14 protein-coding genes and 1 tRNA gene are annotated in these 15,372 nt (G+C 65.8%); 10 read left to right on the top strand and 5 right to left on the bottom strand.

Annotated features, from left to right (window positions below):
- Positions 1 to 115: 115 nt before the first annotated feature.
- The 4 genes from LGM42_RS24620 to LGM42_RS24605 all read left to right on the top strand — a co-directional run bounded on the left by LGM42_RS24620 (position 116) and on the right by LGM42_RS24605 (position 4,530).
- Positions 116 to 844 (top strand): response regulator transcription factor, encoded by a 729-nt coding sequence (locus LGM42_RS24620; RefSeq protein WP_059578609.1) that lies wholly within the window; start codon positions 116 to 118, stop codon positions 842 to 844.
- Positions 845 to 861: 17 nt separating this feature from the next.
- On the top strand, positions 862 to 2,409 hold the full coding sequence (locus LGM42_RS24615) for a sensor histidine kinase (protein ID WP_059578611.1): 1,548 nt from the start codon (positions 862 to 864) through the stop codon (positions 2,407 to 2,409).
- 227 nt (positions 2,410 to 2,636) lie between these two features.
- On the top strand, positions 2,637 to 4,295 hold the full coding sequence (locus LGM42_RS24610; RefSeq protein WP_059643034.1) for an MFS transporter: 1,659 nt from the start codon (positions 2,637 to 2,639) through the stop codon (positions 4,293 to 4,295).
- Positions 4,296 to 4,453: 158 nt separating this feature from the next.
- Positions 4,454 to 4,530, top strand: a tRNA-Met gene (locus LGM42_RS24605).
- Positions 4,531 to 4,861: 331 nt separating this feature from the next.
- On the opposite strand, the gene LGM42_RS33090 is transcribed toward LGM42_RS24605, so the two are convergent.
- Positions 4,862 to 4,996 (bottom strand): hypothetical protein, encoded by a 135-nt coding sequence (locus tag LGM42_RS33090; protein WP_264168375.1) that lies wholly within the window; start codon positions 4,994 to 4,996, stop codon positions 4,862 to 4,864.
- Between the two features lie 192 nt (positions 4,997 to 5,188).
- Here LGM42_RS33090 and LGM42_RS24600 point away from each other — a divergent pair, with 192 nt between their 5' ends.
- Positions 5,189 to 5,773 carry a hypothetical protein gene (locus LGM42_RS24600; RefSeq protein ID WP_226233478.1) on the top strand — a complete coding sequence of 195 codons (585 nt, stop codon included), beginning with the start codon at positions 5,189 to 5,191 and terminating at the stop codon, positions 5,771 to 5,773.
- Positions 5,770 to 6,366, top strand: a complete 597-nt coding sequence (locus tag LGM42_RS24595; protein ID WP_226233477.1) for a hypothetical protein — start codon at positions 5,770 to 5,772, stop codon at positions 6,364 to 6,366. The genes LGM42_RS24600 and LGM42_RS24595 overlap by 4 nt, the downstream gene beginning before the upstream one ends.
- A 173-nt stretch (positions 6,367 to 6,539) precedes the next feature.
- On the opposite strand, the gene LGM42_RS24590 is transcribed toward LGM42_RS24595, so the two are convergent.
- Together LGM42_RS24590 and LGM42_RS24585 are read right to left on the bottom strand one after the other, a co-directional pair.
- Positions 6,540 to 7,514 (bottom strand): LysR family transcriptional regulator, encoded by a 975-nt coding sequence (locus LGM42_RS24590; RefSeq protein WP_124658644.1) that lies wholly within the window; start codon positions 7,512 to 7,514, stop codon positions 6,540 to 6,542.
- 176 nt (positions 7,515 to 7,690) lie between these two features.
- Positions 7,691 to 8,665 carry a GlxA family transcriptional regulator gene (locus tag LGM42_RS24585; protein WP_226233476.1) on the bottom strand — a complete coding sequence of 325 codons (975 nt, stop codon included), beginning with the start codon at positions 8,663 to 8,665 and terminating at the stop codon, positions 7,691 to 7,693.
- Positions 8,666 to 8,781: 116 nt separating this feature from the next.
- Here LGM42_RS24585 and LGM42_RS24580 point away from each other — a divergent pair, with 116 nt between their 5' ends.
- Together LGM42_RS24580 and LGM42_RS24575 are read left to right on the top strand one after the other, a co-directional pair.
- Positions 8,782 to 9,465 (top strand): DJ-1/PfpI family protein, encoded by a 684-nt coding sequence (locus LGM42_RS24580; protein ID WP_226233474.1) that lies wholly within the window; start codon positions 8,782 to 8,784, stop codon positions 9,463 to 9,465.
- Between the two features lie 59 nt (positions 9,466 to 9,524).
- A complete protein-coding gene (locus LGM42_RS24575; protein WP_059578629.1) occupies positions 9,525 to 9,836 on the top strand; it encodes a cupin in 312 nt (103 codons plus the stop codon).
- Between the two features lie 58 nt (positions 9,837 to 9,894).
- On the opposite strand, the gene LGM42_RS24570 is transcribed toward LGM42_RS24575, so the two are convergent.
- Entirely contained in the window at positions 9,895 to 10,179 is a 285-nt protein-coding gene (locus LGM42_RS24570; protein WP_059578632.1) for a PAAR domain-containing protein, read from the bottom strand.
- A 456-nt stretch (positions 10,180 to 10,635) separates the two neighbouring features.
- On the opposite strand from LGM42_RS24570, the gene LGM42_RS24565 reads away from it, so the two are divergent.
- Complete coding sequence (locus LGM42_RS24565; protein WP_060315051.1) at positions 10,636 to 11,523, top strand: LysR family transcriptional regulator; 888 nt, start codon at positions 10,636 to 10,638, stop codon at positions 11,521 to 11,523.
- A gap of 242 nt (positions 11,524 to 11,765) precedes the next feature.
- A complete protein-coding gene (locus tag LGM42_RS24560) occupies positions 11,766 to 14,873 on the top strand; it encodes a transglycosylase domain-containing protein (RefSeq protein ID WP_226233471.1) in 3,108 nt (1,035 codons plus the stop codon).
- 39 nt (positions 14,874 to 14,912) lie between these two features.
- Here the strand turns inward: LGM42_RS24560 and LGM42_RS24555 are convergent, their stop codons facing one another.
- Complete coding sequence (locus LGM42_RS24555; RefSeq protein WP_060315044.1) at positions 14,913 to 15,260, bottom strand: GFA family protein; 348 nt, start codon at positions 15,258 to 15,260, stop codon at positions 14,913 to 14,915.
- Between the last annotated feature and the right edge of the window lie 112 nt (positions 15,261 to 15,372).

The following is a 15,372-nucleotide window of genomic DNA, read 5'->3' as shown; positions in this document are numbered from 1 at the left end:
ACTGTATAAAAAAACAGTGTTTTATGCAAGCCCGCAATGCAGGCTGCGTTGTACACGGATAACTTCGGAGACAGCCGCGCCGGCGCGAACGCCTCGCCGGCCATCGGTCAGCAACATGCGAATTCTCATCGCCGAAGACGACAGCATACTCGCGGACGGCCTCACCCGGTCACTCCGCCAATCGGGCTATGCCGTCGATCACGTGAAGAGCGGCGTCGACGCCGACACCGCGCTGTCGATGCAGACTTTCGACCTGCTGATCCTCGATCTCGGGCTGCCGAAAATGTCCGGGCTCGACGTGCTCAAGCGCCTGCGCGCCCGCAATTCCAATCTCCCCGTGCTGATCCTGACCGCCGCCGACAGCGTCGACGAGCGCGTGAAGGGGCTCGACCTCGGCGCCGACGACTACATGGCCAAGCCGTTCGCGCTCAACGAGCTCGAGGCGCGCGTGCGCGCGCTGACCCGGCGCGGCGCGGGCGGCGGGCCGACCGTCGTGCGCCACGGCTCGCTCGCGTTCGACCAGGTCGGCCGCATCGCGTATGCGAACGATCACGTGCTCGATCTCTCGGCGCGCGAACTCGGCCTGCTCGAGGTGCTGCTGCAGCGGATCGGCCGCCTCGTGTCGAAGGAACAGCTCGTCGATCACCTGTGCGAATGGGGCGAGGAAGTCAGCAACAACGCGATCGAAGTCTACGTGCACCGGCTGCGCAAGAAGATCGAACCGAGCGGCGTGCGGATCTCGACCGTGCGCGGCCTCGGCTATTGCCTCGAGAAGGTCGCGCCCGCGACGCCGGCCGACCCGGCGGCGCCCCAGCCCGCGGCGGCCGGCACGCCGCTGCGCTGACGCCGGGCGGCGCCGCGATGGCCACGCCGGCCCATTCCCGTCACCCGACCGGCGCGCCGTCGTCGGCCGCCGACGAGGCGCGCGACGCGCGCTACGAGAACCCGTTCGCGCCGCCCGACGAAACCGAATCGGCCGAAACGCCGCGCCCGCGCTCGCTGTTCGGCGAAATCCTCGACTGGATGCTCGCACCGCTGCTGCTGCTGTGGCCGATGAGCATCGCCGTCACCTATCTCGTCGCGAAGACGATCGCGAACAGCCCGTTCGACCGCGCGCTGGAGACCAACGCGTACGTGCTCGCGCGGCAGATCCATCCGGTCAACGGCGTCGCCGAACTGACGCTGCCGGAGCAGACGCGCGACTTCCTGCGCGCGGACAACATCGACAGTGTCTACTTCCAGGTGCTCGGCACGCGCGGCGAGCTGGTCGCGGGCGAAGCCGACATGCCGCTGCCGCGCGACGAGGATCGCCCGCCGCCGGGCGTCGTCGTGTTCCGCGACGACCTGCTGCGCGGCAACGACGTGCGCGTCGCGTACACGACCGTCGCGCTGCCGCAGGCGAGCGGCGCGCAGCCCGTGCTCGTGCAGGTCGGCGAGACGCTCGACAAGCGCAACGCGCTCGCGAACGACATCATCAAGGGCGTGATCCTGCCGCAATTCGTGATCCTGCCGCTCGCGATCCTGCTCGTCTGGTTCGGGCTGTCGCGCGGGCTCGCGCCGCTCAACGCGCTGCAGGCGCACATCCGCGCGCGCCGGCCCGACGACCTGTCGCCCGTCGAGGCGCAGCGCGCGCCGCCCGAGATCGAGCCGCTCGTCACGTCGTTCAACGACCTGCTCGCGCGGCTCGAACAGAACATGGCGCTGCAGAAACGCTTCATCGCCGACGCCGCGCACCAGATGAAGACGCCGCTCGCGGGCCTGCGCACGCAGGCCGAATTCGCGCTGCGCCATCCGGTGCCGCCCGACGTGCAGCGCTCGCTCGAGCAGATCGCGACGAGCTCCGAGCAAGCCGCGCGGCTCGTCACGCAACTGCTCGCGCTCGCGCGCGCCGAGAACCGCGCGAGCGGGCTCACGTTCGAGCCGGTCGAGATCGGCGCGCTCGCGCGGCGCACCGTGCGCGACTGGGTGCAGGCCGCGCTCGCGAAACGCATGGATCTCGGTTACGAAGGCCCGGACGACGACGCGCCGCTCGACGTCGACGGCAATCCGGTGATGCTGCGCGAGATGCTCGGCAACCTCGTCGACAACGCGATCCGCTACACGCCCGAAGGCGGCCGCATCACCGTGCGCGTGCGCGCGGAGCGCACGAGGCGGCTCGTGCATCTCGAAGTCGAGGATACGGGCCCCGGCATCCCGGCCGGCGAACGCGAACGCGTCGTCGAGCGCTTCTACCGGATCCTCGGCCGCGAAGGCGACGGCAGCGGCCTCGGGCTCGCGATCGTGCGCGAGATCGCCACGCAGCACGGCGGCACGCTGACGCTCGACGATCACGTCTACCAGCACACGCCGCGCCTCGCCGGCACGCTCGTGCGCATCAGCCTGCCGCTGACCGACACCACCCCGGATTAACCCTGACGCGCGCCGCCGCGGCTGGGTGCAAATATGCCGAAACCGGCGTTTTACCGGACGTTCGCGTCACGATCGACACGTGAAGCGGCCGATTCGACACGGGTTAACGCGCAGTCGTTTTGTACGCGCGAGTCAGTGCGCCGTAAGTTTCCGTGCCAATAATCGTCCACAGGCCCGCCCCTCCCAAGGCGGCCGCACATCTATATCAAGGGACTTGGAGACGATTCATGGCAACGTTAGGCGGGCAAATTTCGCACTCGCCGATGACGGGCGAAGAGAAGAAGGTGATCTTCGCGTCGTCGCTCGGCACCGTGTTCGAGTGGTACGACTTTTACCTGGCCGGCTCGCTCGCGGCCTACATCAGCAAGAGCTTCTTCTCCGGCGTCAATCCGACCGCCGCGTTCATCTTCACGCTGCTCGGCTTCGCGGCCGGCTTCGCGGTGCGGCCGTTCGGCGCGATCGTGTTCGGCCGGCTCGGCGACCTCGTCGGCCGCAAGCACACGTTCCTCGTGACGATCGTGATCATGGGCGTGTCGACGTTCGTGGTCGGCTTCCTGCCCGGCTACGCGTCGATCGGCATCGCCGCCCCCGTGATCTTCATCGCGATGCGGCTGTTGCAGGGCCTCGCGCTCGGCGGCGAGTACGGCGGCGCGGCGACCTACGTCGCCGAGCATGCGCCGGCCAACCGGCGCGGCTTCTACACCGCGTGGATCCAGACGACGGCCACGCTCGGCCTGTTCCTGTCGCTGCTCGTGATCCTCGGCGTACGCACGTTCGTCGGCGAGGAAGCGTTCGGCAACTGGGGCTGGCGCGTGCCGTTCGTCGCGTCGATCCTGCTGCTCGGGGTGTCGGTGTGGATCCGGTTGCAGTTGAACGAATCGCCGGTGTTCCTGCGCATCAAGGCGGAAGGCAAGACGTCGAAGGCGCCGCTGACCGAGGCGTTCGGCCAGTGGAAGAACCTGAAGATCGTGATCCTCGCGCTCATCGGCCTGACGGCCGGCCAGGCCGTCGTGTGGTACACGGGCCAGTTCTACGCGCTGTTCTTCCTCACGCAGACGCTGAAGGTCGACGGCGCCAGCGCGAACATCCTGATCGCGATCGCGCTGCTGATCGGCACGCCGTTCTTCCTGTTCTTCGGTTCGCTGTCGGACAAGATCGGCCGCAAGCCGATCATCCTCGCGGGCTGCCTGATCGCCGCGCTGACCTACTTCCCGCTGTTCAAGGCGCTCACGCACTACGCGAACCCGCAGCTCGAACTCGCGACGCAGAAGGCGCCGATCACGGTCGTCGCCGATCCGGCCACCTGCTCGTTCCAGTTCAATCCGGTGGGCACGTCGAAGTTCACCAGTTCGTGCGACATCGCGAAGAGCGCGCTCGCCAAGGCCGGCCTGAACTACGAGAACGTCGCGGCGCCGGCCGGTGCGCTGGCCCAGATCAAGGTCGGCGACACGGTGATCCAGACCTACGACGGCAAGGCGGCCGACGCGAAGGCGCAGGGCGCGGCGTTCGACAAGACGCTCGCGTCGACGCTGAAGGGGGCCGGCTACCCGGCGAAGGCCGACCCGGCGCAGCTCAACTGGCCGATGACGATCGTGATCCTGACGATCCTCGTGATCTTCGTGACGATGGTCTACGGCCCGATCGCCGCGATGCTGGTCGAGATGTTCCCGACGCGGATCCGCTACACGTCGATGTCGCTGCCCTATCACATCGGCAACGGCTGGTTCGGCGGCTTCCTGCCGGCGACCGCGTTCGCGATCGTCGCGGCGAAGGGCAACATCTACTCGGGGCTCTGGTATCCGATCGTGATCGCGCTGGCCACGTTCGTGATCGGCCTGCTGTTCGTCAAGGAGACGAAGGACTCGGACATCTACGCGCAGGATTGATGCCGTGCGTGAAGCGGGGACGGCCGGCGGAGGTGCTTCTTCCGGTGGCCGGCTCCCTGCCGTGATGGAGGCCGGCACGGGACGGCGGCAACTTTTTTCGGGAAAGATGGAAAAAGGTATTGACAGCCAGCCGGCCGATCGACATAATTCAAGTCTTCGGCGAATTAGCTCAGTCGGTTAGAGCGACGGAATCATAATCCGCAGGTCCGGGGTTCGAATCCCTGATTCGCCACCATATGCAGAAAGGGCTCAGCGCAAGCTGGGCCCTTTTTCTTTGCTCCGCAGACATCGCGCGGCAACAATTCCGGCATCGCCAATCCTAATCACGCGACTCCCGCCACGGTTGCCCAAAATCTGACTGCCCGCCCGAAGCCGCCCCCCCCCCCGACGCCCGCATCAGTGACGCCTTCTCATCGCGCCTGCAGCGCAACAGCTCCTGCTTCGTTTGCCGTATTTTTCGATGCCGCTCGCTTGGAGGTCGCAGCTCGCGGCCAACCACAACTGCACTCGTGACAACCTTCACCGAGGTTGCGGCATAGGTCTTCCTTCTGCTTGCTCTTGTAATCCTACCTGCTTACCACCTTGCGAACCTCGCCCAGCTTCTTCTTCGTGGCGGCAGGCCCGGAAATGGTCACGTCGTCTACATAAGCCGTCATCCGGCATTTCTCGCCCTCTGCCAGTTCAGCGATATCGTTGAACATATGCCTCCCCGCAAAGAAAGCGATCTTCGCCGCACGATTCGTTTTCGTAATACACAACCTCAAGAACGTCGGCCACTTGCCGTTATCACGACATACTGCGTCGATAGCCAATCGGTCCAACTCTGGCCACGGTCTTTGCCGCCGATGGTCCCTGGCGGTCTGCGCAGCAAGTAACGTTGCCTGCAAGACGCCATGTCAAAAATGAAACCGGTAGCCCTCCTCGCGAGCGTTTTTATTGCGGCGACATCTGGTTGCGCATCGCGGCCGCCCATTTCCTTCGAGCCGCCAGCGCCGGCCCAATGCTGCTCCACTTTCCAGAGCTTTCACTTCGACGACCTTGGGCCCGACGGGGCCGACAGCGTGTCAATCCAGGTCGGACAAAGTCCCACTTTCGACTTTCCTGAAGGGCGATCTACCTTCGTAGCCTACAAAGTTCCGGCAACGCATCCCGAAGTGGTGGAAGTAAGAACGTATATCGCGGCTTGGGGAGCAATGCTGCTTCCCCATGTGACCATATTCAAACCGCGCCTGATGTTCCTCGACGACAACCTGCACATCACGGAAACAGATCGTCTCGAACCACTGAAGCGCCGCTCCAGGCCTCTCGCCACCCCTTACTTTTTCGCAAGAGCGCAGATTCCGGCAAACGCGAAGTACATGATCGTCTACGCCGCATCGTCGGCAAATAGCGAGCGGCTGATTGCCTATTCACAAAACGGCTCGATGTACGCCATACCGAACGCCTACGAAGGCAAAATCTCAATTACTTTCCCATGAACAAGTCAGTACATATATTCGCAAGCGCCCGAGCAATCGCCTTGTGTGTGATTTCTGCTTGGCTCCTCTCTGCTTGCGTCTCGCCTCTACTCACGACCGATATCAAGCTTGGACCAAACGACACGACCGCAAAGGTACGATTCCGGTTCGTCGGTAACGGTTGGTTGAATATCCTCGAACACGGAAGTGCCGCTTGCTATGCTGAGGCAGACCCGGCCATTCGGTCGCTCGCCTCCATCACCTATCAGGCGCGCTCCCTGAATGCAACAACTTGGCTCTTTAGTCAGCCAAGGCTTGGTATGCCGAACGACCTGGAGGATGTGTCGCAACTCACATACGCTGAAGTCGTCGTCAAGGCCGGCATCCCCCTCGTTTTCTCAGCACATTGGAGCATTGGGGATCGCTATCGGTACTACAAGGCTTGGCGATTCCTTAGCTTCACTCCGGTAACGGGAGCGGACTACGAGGTTGTCGTCACGGACGACGTCAAGATACCGATGTCCGTGACTATTGCCCGACTTCAGGTCGATGATGGAAAGATCGTGCGAACTCCTGTGGAGGTAACGCCGCCGCGCATCTGCGGGACTTCCTGACTCGTCGATTGACAGGAGCGACGCAAATCGGTCTGGACAATAGCCGTGCACATCCCTGATTCGCCACCAAATGCGAAAAGCCGCTGTTTCTTTCGAAACAGCGGCTTTTTTCATTGCTTCATCCAGCGCACGCCGTGCCGCGCGCTGCCTGTCCTTCAGGCCGCGCGCCGCGACTACGCCACCACCGCCCCGCGCCGCGCATCCGCCGCCTCCACCCCCACCTTCCCCCGCCAGTTCTCCCCGCCCTCCAGCGCCGGCGTCGCCTCGAACACCTCCGCGATCCAGTCGGCGAACACGCGCACCTTCTGCGACAGATGCCGGTTGTGCGGATAGACGATCGAGATCGGCTTCGGCTTCGGATTGCAGTCCGGCAGCACCTCGACCAGCGAACCGTCGAGCAAGTGCGGCAGCACCATGAACAACGTAGGCTGGATCATCCCGAAGCCTTCGAGCCCGCACGTGACGTACGCATCCGAATCGTTGACCGTGACGCTGCCGTTCATCCGCACCTCGAACGGCTTGCCGTCGATCATGAACACCCACGGAATCGTCCGCGCGCCGTGGCTCGCGCGAAAATTCACCGCCTGATGTTCGACGAGATCGGCAATCTCGTTCGGCTCGCCGTGACGCGCGAGGTAATCGGGCGACGCGCACGTCACGCGCTTGAGCATCCCGATGCGCCGCGCGACCATCGACGAATCCTCGAGCGGCCCGACCCGGATCATGCAGTCGATGCCTTCCTCGACCGGATCGACGTAGCGGTCCGACAGCCCCAGCTCGAGCGTGATGTCCGGATAGCGCTGCCGGAAGGTCGACAGCGACGGCAGCACGATACGCCGCCCGAGCGAACTGGGCATGTGGACGCGCAGCATGCCACTCGGCTTGCGGTTGCCCGCCTGGAAACTCGCGTCGGCCTCGGCGATCTCCGCGATGATCTTCATGCAATGCTCGTAGTACGCGGCGCCCTCCGGCGTCAGCGACAGCCGGCGCGTGGTCCGGTGCATCAGGCGCACGCCGAGCAGCGCCTCGAGATTCTGGATGATGGTCGTCACCGACGCACGCGGCATCGAGAGCGTGTCGGCCGCCCGCGTGAAGCTGTTCGCGTCGACCACGCGGGTAAAAACTTCCATTGCCTGGATCCGGTCCATGCTGCTCCCCCTTTCGAATCGCCAACGGAACAGAATAGAGCGCGCGGCGGGCGCGGCACAAGCCCCCGCCTATTGTTCTCCGATCCTGAATAGTTTCGAAACTTCGGACTGGAAACCGACCGGTTTCCGTTCAGTTCCGGGCGCCACCCGCTCCGGCCCCGATGATCGGTGGACCGTTACCGCACGAACCGCTCGCGATATCCCTGCGGCGACACGCCGAACACGCGCACGAAACTGCGCCGCAGCGTCTCCTCGGAACCGAAGCCGCACCGCCCGGCGATCCGCTTGACGGGCCACGCCGTTTCGCCGAGCAGGCGTTGCGCGGCCTCGACACGGATCTGCTCGACCGCGCGCGCGGGCGTGCGGCCGGTTTCCGCGCGATAGTGACGCACGAAGCTGCGCTCGCTCATGCTCATGCGCTCGGCCAGCGCGGGCACCGACAGGTCGGCCGTCAGGTGCTCGGCCATCCACGCGTGCAACTCGCCGAACCGGTCGGCGGTGCGCTGCATCGACAGCATCGTGCTGAACTGCGCCTGCCCGCCCGGACGCTTCAGGAACACGACGAGCTCGCGCGCGACGTCGAGCGCGGTCGCCCGCCCGAGATCGTCCTCGACCAGCGCGAGCGCGAGATCGATGCCGGCCGTCACGCCGGCGGACGTCCACAGCGCGCCTTCGCGGATGAAGATCGGGTCCGGCTCGACGCGCACGTTCGGGTAGCGCGCCGCGAATTCCTCGCAGCGCGCCCAGTGCGTGACCGCGCGCCGCCCGTCGAGCAGGCCGGCCTCGGCGAGCAGGAACGCGCCGGTGCACACCGACGCCACGCGCCGCGCGCGCCCGGCCTGCTGCCGCACCCAGCGCACCACTCGCGCATCCTTCGACGCCGCGTGCACGCCCTTGCCGCCGGCGACGATCAGCGTGTCAGGGTGGCGCGCGGCCGCGCGCAGCGACTCGGCCATCACGACGAGGCCCGACGACGTCTCGACAGGCCCGGCTTCGACGGCCACGACGCGCGGCGCATACGGCGCCGGCTGCCCGCGCTCCAGCGCGAGCTCGTTGACGGACGCGAACACCTGCAGCGGCCCCGTCACATCGAGCAACTGCGCACGGGGAAACGCGAAGACCAGGATCGAACGCGGGGCGGCGGCAGGCATGGCGATTGGCTGAAAACGTGGGTGATATGGCAATTTCGCCAAACACTACGCGCCTAGAATCGATCTGTCCATCCCGTGCCGAACGGCGCGTTCCCTTTCCCCTCCGGAGCCTTCGCATGACACTTCACATCGGCCTTCTCGTCTTTCCGGGCGTCCAGCAACTCGACCTCACCGGCCCGCACGACGTGCTCGCGTCACTGCCGGACGCAGCCGTCCATCTGGTGTGGAAGTCGCGCGACTCGGTCGCGTCGAGCAGCGGCCTCGCGCTCGCGCCGACCTGCACGTTCGACGACTGCCCGCCGCTCGACGTGATCTGCATCCCGGGCGGGATCGGCATCAACGAATTGCTGCTCGATGCCGAAACGATCGCGTTCGTGCAGCAGCGTGCGGCCACCGCGCGCTACGTGACGTCGGTCTGCACGGGCTCGCTGCTGCTCGGCGTGGCCGGCCTGCTGCGCGGACGACGCGCGACGACGCACTGGCGGTTCCACTCGCTGCTGGAACCGCTGGGCGCGATACCCGTGCGCGAGCGCGTCGTGCGCGACGGCAACCTGGTCACGGGCGGCGGCGTGACGGCCGGCATCGACTTCGCGCTGACGATCGCCGCGGAGCTCGTCGGCGACGAAGAAGCGCAGGCGATCCAGCTTCAGCTCGAATATGCGCCCGCGCCGCCGTTCGACGCCGGCTCGCCCGACACCGCGCCGGCCGCGGTCGTGACGCGCGTCACCGAACGTACGTCGGCCGGCTTCGCGAAGCGCAAGCAGATCGTCGAGCAGGCGCTGCGCGCCACGTCGCGCTGAAGGCGGATGTCGGGAAAATGACTGGAAAGCGGCGCCCGCGCGCGCCGGGGAACACATCGATGAACATCATCCGAAGCGCCGCATTCACGGCGGACCGCGCGTGGGGCGCCCTCGACATCGCGAACCTGAACGGCATCACGGTCCGGCTGCACTGGACCGACCAGCCGTATCGCTGGCACGTGAACGACGGCGAGGAGGTGTTCGCGGTGCTCGATGGCCGCGTCGAGATGCGCTACCGCGAAGCAGGCGTCGAGCACGCGACGGTGCTCGAAACGGGCGACGTCTTCCACGCGACGGTCGGCACCGAACATGTTGCGCATCCGCTTGGCGCCGCGCGCATCCTCGTGATCGAGACCGAAGGCAGCGCCTGACGGCCGGTATCGGCGCCGCGATGCCGCGCGAACGACGAGCGCCTGCGGGCGGCGGGACTCAGCCCGAGATCGTCCCGGTTGCCTGCGATGCGATCAGTTTCGGCTGCGGCGTGCACTGGCACTGGCACAGGTCGTGTTCGAGCGCGACGACCTTGCCCATCACGGTCATCGTGCGCTCGCCGCCGTCCGACACGATCACGCCCGGCGACTTGCACGCCGCACAGAACACCGATGCGCCGAGATACGCGAGTTCGCGCCCGTCGAACGACGAATTGGCGATCCCTTCGAGCACGACGCCGCCGTGATCGGTCGTGTCGCCCTTCAGAATGAATTTGCGGCTCATGATGTCGGTTCTTCCCTCGGAAACGCCGCGCAACGCAGCCGTGCACGGGCATCGTGAAACCGCCCGTCGGTCGCGGGCGTCCCGCGAGCATATCACCCGGACACGATTGCATGCGACGGTTCGATCCGCTGCTTCGTCGCGGCCGTGCGTCGGCACGATGGCGCGAAAACGCCGGAAATACTTTATCTCGATAAAATCGAATCGCCCGATATCTCAAATACGTGAAAAAACAATCGTATGAACATTCGTACAATTACTAAAAATGGTTGTGAAAATTACCCTTAACCGGACGCAAACTGGCGCTCCCAAAACGCCTAAACCCTATATTTTCCGGGCTTCCCAGCCATCAAATCAACCTGTCGTTTCATAATACTTTTTTCCTCCATCGTCCGACGCTCTGAACAGCAAATTGGAAGATAGAATTAAATAAACAATTTCTGATTCTAGGCAAAAAAAATGGACGAACTCCTTCCAATGCGACTATTTGTCAAGGTTGCCGAACTACAAAGTTTCGTGCGCGCCGCGACCGAACTGAACATCTCCAATTCGTCGGCCACCCGCATGATCATGAGCATCGAGAACCGGCTCGGCGCGCGCCTGCTGAATCGCACGACCCGCAGCCTGTCGCTGACCGACGCCGGCCACCTCTACCTGGCGCAGATGCGTCACGTGATCGAGGAAATCGACCGCGTCGAGGAAACGATCGCGTCGATGCACCAGGAACCGATCGGTTCGCTGAAGATCGCCGCGCCGGTCATGTTCGGCATGCACGTGCTCGCGCCCGCGATCGACGCGTTCAAGGCACGCCATCCCAACATCGTGCCGGAAGTCACGATCGTCGACCGCCATGTCGACCTCGTGTCGGAAGGCTTCGATATCGGGCTGCTGCTGTCGCAGCACATCGGCAACAGCACGTTGGTGAAGCGCCCGCTCATGCAATTCCAACGCGTCGTCTGCGCGTCGCCGCGATATGTCAGCCGGCACGGCTCGCCGGCCCATCCGCACGATCTCGCCACGCATGCATGCCTGGTGTTCCATGCCGACTTCGCGAGCGATTACCTGACGTTCGAGCACGACCAGACGCGTGTCACGGTGCGCCCGAACAAGGCCGCGTCGTCGAACAACTTCGGCATGATCCGGAACTGGGCGCTTGCCGGCATGGGCATCGCAGTCCTGCCGGACTTCCTCGCCGAACCGGATCTTCATGATGGCCAGCTTCTGGCCCTGCTCGCCGACTATCGTCTCGAAGCGCTCCAGATGAACGTCGCATACCCGAGCCGCAAGCACTTTCCGCGTAAATCCCGCCTTTTCATCGATCACCTCGTCGAACATTTCGTCAGTTGAATGATGCGATCGCGACGGTCTTTTCGGTGCCAGATGGCTTCCGAACGCGGATGCGGGACGACGTGTACCGCGAGGCCGCACCCGCGCGCGGGCCCGGCCTCGCGGCGCACGATCCCGGCGCGGGCACGGGTGTTGCGCCGCTGCATCTCAGTAGTGAACCACCCTTGGCAGCCCGCTGCGGAGGACTACACTAATCCTTAATGAGGTGCGGCCGGAGCCCGCGCCTTCAGGGAGACGCCGCCATGAATCGGCCGCTGAATCGCATCCTGCCGCGCGTGACCGGAGCTGCATCGGTCTGGACGTGGATCAAGTGGTCCTTGCTGGCCGCGCTGGTGATCGCGATCGCGGTCGTGGTGAGGCTCGTGATGACCGAAATCGCGACGTCGCGCCTGCAGGCGCACTATTTGTCCGAGCTCACCCGCGACGTCGGCTACACGGTCGAAACGGGCGCGAGCAACCACATCCGTTTCCCCGCGAACGGGCCGTACGATCAACGCCTCGGCTATTCGATGATTCCCGCGTTCCAGCAGCGGCTGCTCGCGCGCGGCTTCGTCGTCGGCAAGCAGGCGCGCGATTCCGACCGGATGCTGGCGCTCGCCGATCACGGCCTGTTCCTGCCTTACGAAGAGAAGGACCAGACCGGGCTGATGCTGTTCGACTCGACCGGCTCGCCGCTGTTCGCGACCGTGTTCCCGCAGCGCGTGTACGCCGATTTCGACACGGTGCCGCGCGTGGTCGTCGATTCGCTGATGTTCATCGAGGATCGCTACCTGCTCGACCCGAACCAGCCGAACCGCAACCCGGCGATCGACTGGGGCCGCTTCAGCCGCGCGCTCGCCGACCAGGCGCTGCACGTCGTCAACCACCACCAGGCGCGCCCGGGCGGCAGCACGCTCGCGACGCAGATCGAGAAGTTCCGCCACTCGCCCGACGGCCGTACCGCGACGCCGCCGGAGAAACTGCGGCAGATCGCGTCCGCGTCGATCCTCGCGTACCTGAACGGCCCGCAGACGATGCTCGCGCGCCGCTCAATCGTCGTGCGCTACCTGAATTCGGTGCCGCTCGCCGCCCGGCCGCACGTGGGCGAAATCACCGGTATCGGCGACGGTCTCGCCGCGTGGTACGGCCGCGACTTCAACGACGTGAACCGCATCCTGTCCGCGCCGACGACCGGCGACAACGTCGACCAGCAGGGCAAGACGTTCCGCGAGGTGTTGTCGTTGCTGATCGCGCAGCGCGCGCCGTCGTACTTCCTGAATCGCGGTTATCCGGCGCTGCAGAAGCTGACCGACAGCTATCTGCGGCTGCTGTCGAACGGCGGCGTGATCTCGCCCGCGCTGCGCGATGCGGCGCTCGCCGCGCAGATCGAACGCAGCGCGCCGCCGGCCGCCGCGCGCGTGCAGTCGTTCGTGTCGCGCAAGGCCGTCACGTCCGCGCGCGCGTCGCTGCTGTCGGCGCTCGGCATCACCGACCTGTACCAGCTCGATCAGCTCGACCTGGAAGCGACCAGCACGCTCGACAACGGCGTGCAGCAGGCGGTCGCCCAGCGGCTCGCGCAGGCGTCGACCCGCGACGGCGCGCAGGCGGCCGGCCTGTACGGCTTCGAGATGCTCGCGCCGAAGGACGACCCGTCGCACCTCACGTACAGCTTCACGCTGTACGAGCATCGCAACGGCGCGAACCTGCTGCGCGTGCAGACCGACAGCGTGAACCAGCCGTTCGACGTGAATCGCGGCGGCCGCATCAACCTCGGTTCGACCGCGAAGCTGCGCACGTTGATCACGTACCTGCAGATCGTCTCCGACCTGCATGCGCGCTACGCGAACCTGTCGAATGCGGAGCTGGCGCGCGTGAAGCCCGATCCGATCGACGGGCTGTCGCGCTGGGCGCTCGACTACCTGTCGCATACGCGCGACCGCTCGCTGCAGGCGATGCTCGATGCGTCCGTCGAACGCAAGTACTCGGCGAGCCCGGACGTGTTCTACACGGGCGGCGGCGCGCAGGTGTTCTCGAACTTCGAGAAGTCGGACAACGGCCGCATCATGACGCTGCACACGGCGTTCGAGCACTCGGTGAACCTCGTGTTCGTGCGGCTGATGCGCGACATCGTCCACTACGAGACGCTGCAGGCGGCCGGACCGTCGTCGTCGTGGCTGAACGATCCCGCCCAGCGCCAGCACTACCTGCAGCAGTTCGTCGACGGAGAAAGCCAGGTCTACGTGAAGCGCTACTACACACGCTATACGGGCAAGGCGCCCGACGACGCGCTCGCGCTGATGCTGCGCGACGTACGCAAGTCGCCGCCGAAGCTCGCGACGGTGCTGCGCAGCGTCGCGCCGAACGAATCGCTCGCGTGGTTCGCCGCGCGGATGCGCGCGCAACTGAAGGGCACGCCGGCCGCGACGCTGTCCGACGACGATCTCGCCGCGCTCTACGCGAAATACGCGATCGACCGCTTCAACCTGAACGACCGCGGCTATATCGCGAGCGTGCATCCGCTCGCGCTGTGGACGCTCAACTACCTGCGCGCGCATCCCGCCGCGTCGCTCGCGGACGTTCAGCGCGACAGTCGCGATGCGCGTTTCTACACGTATTCGTGGCTGTACAAGACCCGCTACCACGCGACGCAGGACCGGCGCATCCGCCGCATGGTCGAGCTGCGCGCGTACGCGGAGATCACGAAGTCGTGGCGCGCGCTCGGCTATCCGTTCGCGGAGGTGACGCCGTCGTATGCGGCCGCGATCGGCGCATCGGGCGACCAGCCCGACGCGCTCGCGAAACTGATCGGCCTGATCGCGAACGGCGGCCAGAAGGCGCCGACCGAGACGATCACACGGCTCGATTTCGCGAAGGGCACGCCGTACGAAACCCGCTTCGTACGCGCGGCCGCGCAGCCGCAGCCGATGCTGGCGCCGGAGATCGTCAACGTGACGCACGCGCTGCTGCGCGACGTCGTGCTCCACGGCACCGCGCGCCGCCTGGCGGGCGGGTTCACGCTGCCGGACGGCAAGACGCTCGACGTGTACGGCAAGACGGGGACGGGCGACCAGCGCTTCAACGTCTATGCGCGCGGCGCGCGGCTGATCGAGTCGCGCAAGGTCAACCGCAGCGGCACCTTCGTGTTCGCGATCGGCGACCGGTTCTTCGGCGTGCTGACGGCGACCGCGCACGAGCCGTATGCGGCGCGCTACGACTTCACGAGCGCGATGGCCGTGCAGCTGCTGAAGTCGATGGCGCCGGCGCTCGCGCCGCTGATCGAACGGCCGGCCGACGCCGGCACGCGCACCGCGGGCCCGGCGCCGCAGGCGGAAACGCCTGCGCCGAACGCGGCGGCCGTGCAACCGTCCTGATCCGATCGCGGCGCGCAGGCGCCTGCGCCAGCGCGCCGCTCAGCGCGAGCGGCCGTCGTAGTGCGTGACGGGCAGCGCGTCGAGATCGACGCCGTCGATGCAGCGCACGTTGATCGCGGCCATCGCGGTGCCCTTCGGATCGACACCCTCGCCGAACGCGTGAATCCCGCAACGCTTGCAGAAGCGATGCCGGATCACGTGCTTGTTGAACAGGTAGGTCGCGAGATTTTCGTCGGGCGTCAGCAGCTTCATGTGGTCGCGCGGCACGAACCACATCAGCGCGCCCTTGCGCCGGCAGATCGAGCAGTTGCACGCCATCACGCCCTGCAGGTCGCCTTCCGCCTCGAACGTCACGTCTCCACAATGACAGCTTCCGCGATAAAGCATGGTCGTCTCCCGGTGCAGCCCGTGCGCAGCGCCGGCGCCCGGGCGGGACACCGTTGGCCGGGCCGATCCAAACGCGTACAGTAGCGCTCGCATGCGCCGCACGCAATGTGCG

Source organism: Burkholderia sp. AU39826, assembly GCF_020419965.1.
Taxonomy (GTDB): Bacteria; Pseudomonadota; Gammaproteobacteria; order Burkholderiales; family Burkholderiaceae; genus Burkholderia; species Burkholderia semiarida.
Note: the sequence above shows the minus strand (reverse complement) of the source record. Positions and strands in the feature narration are given on the sequence as shown.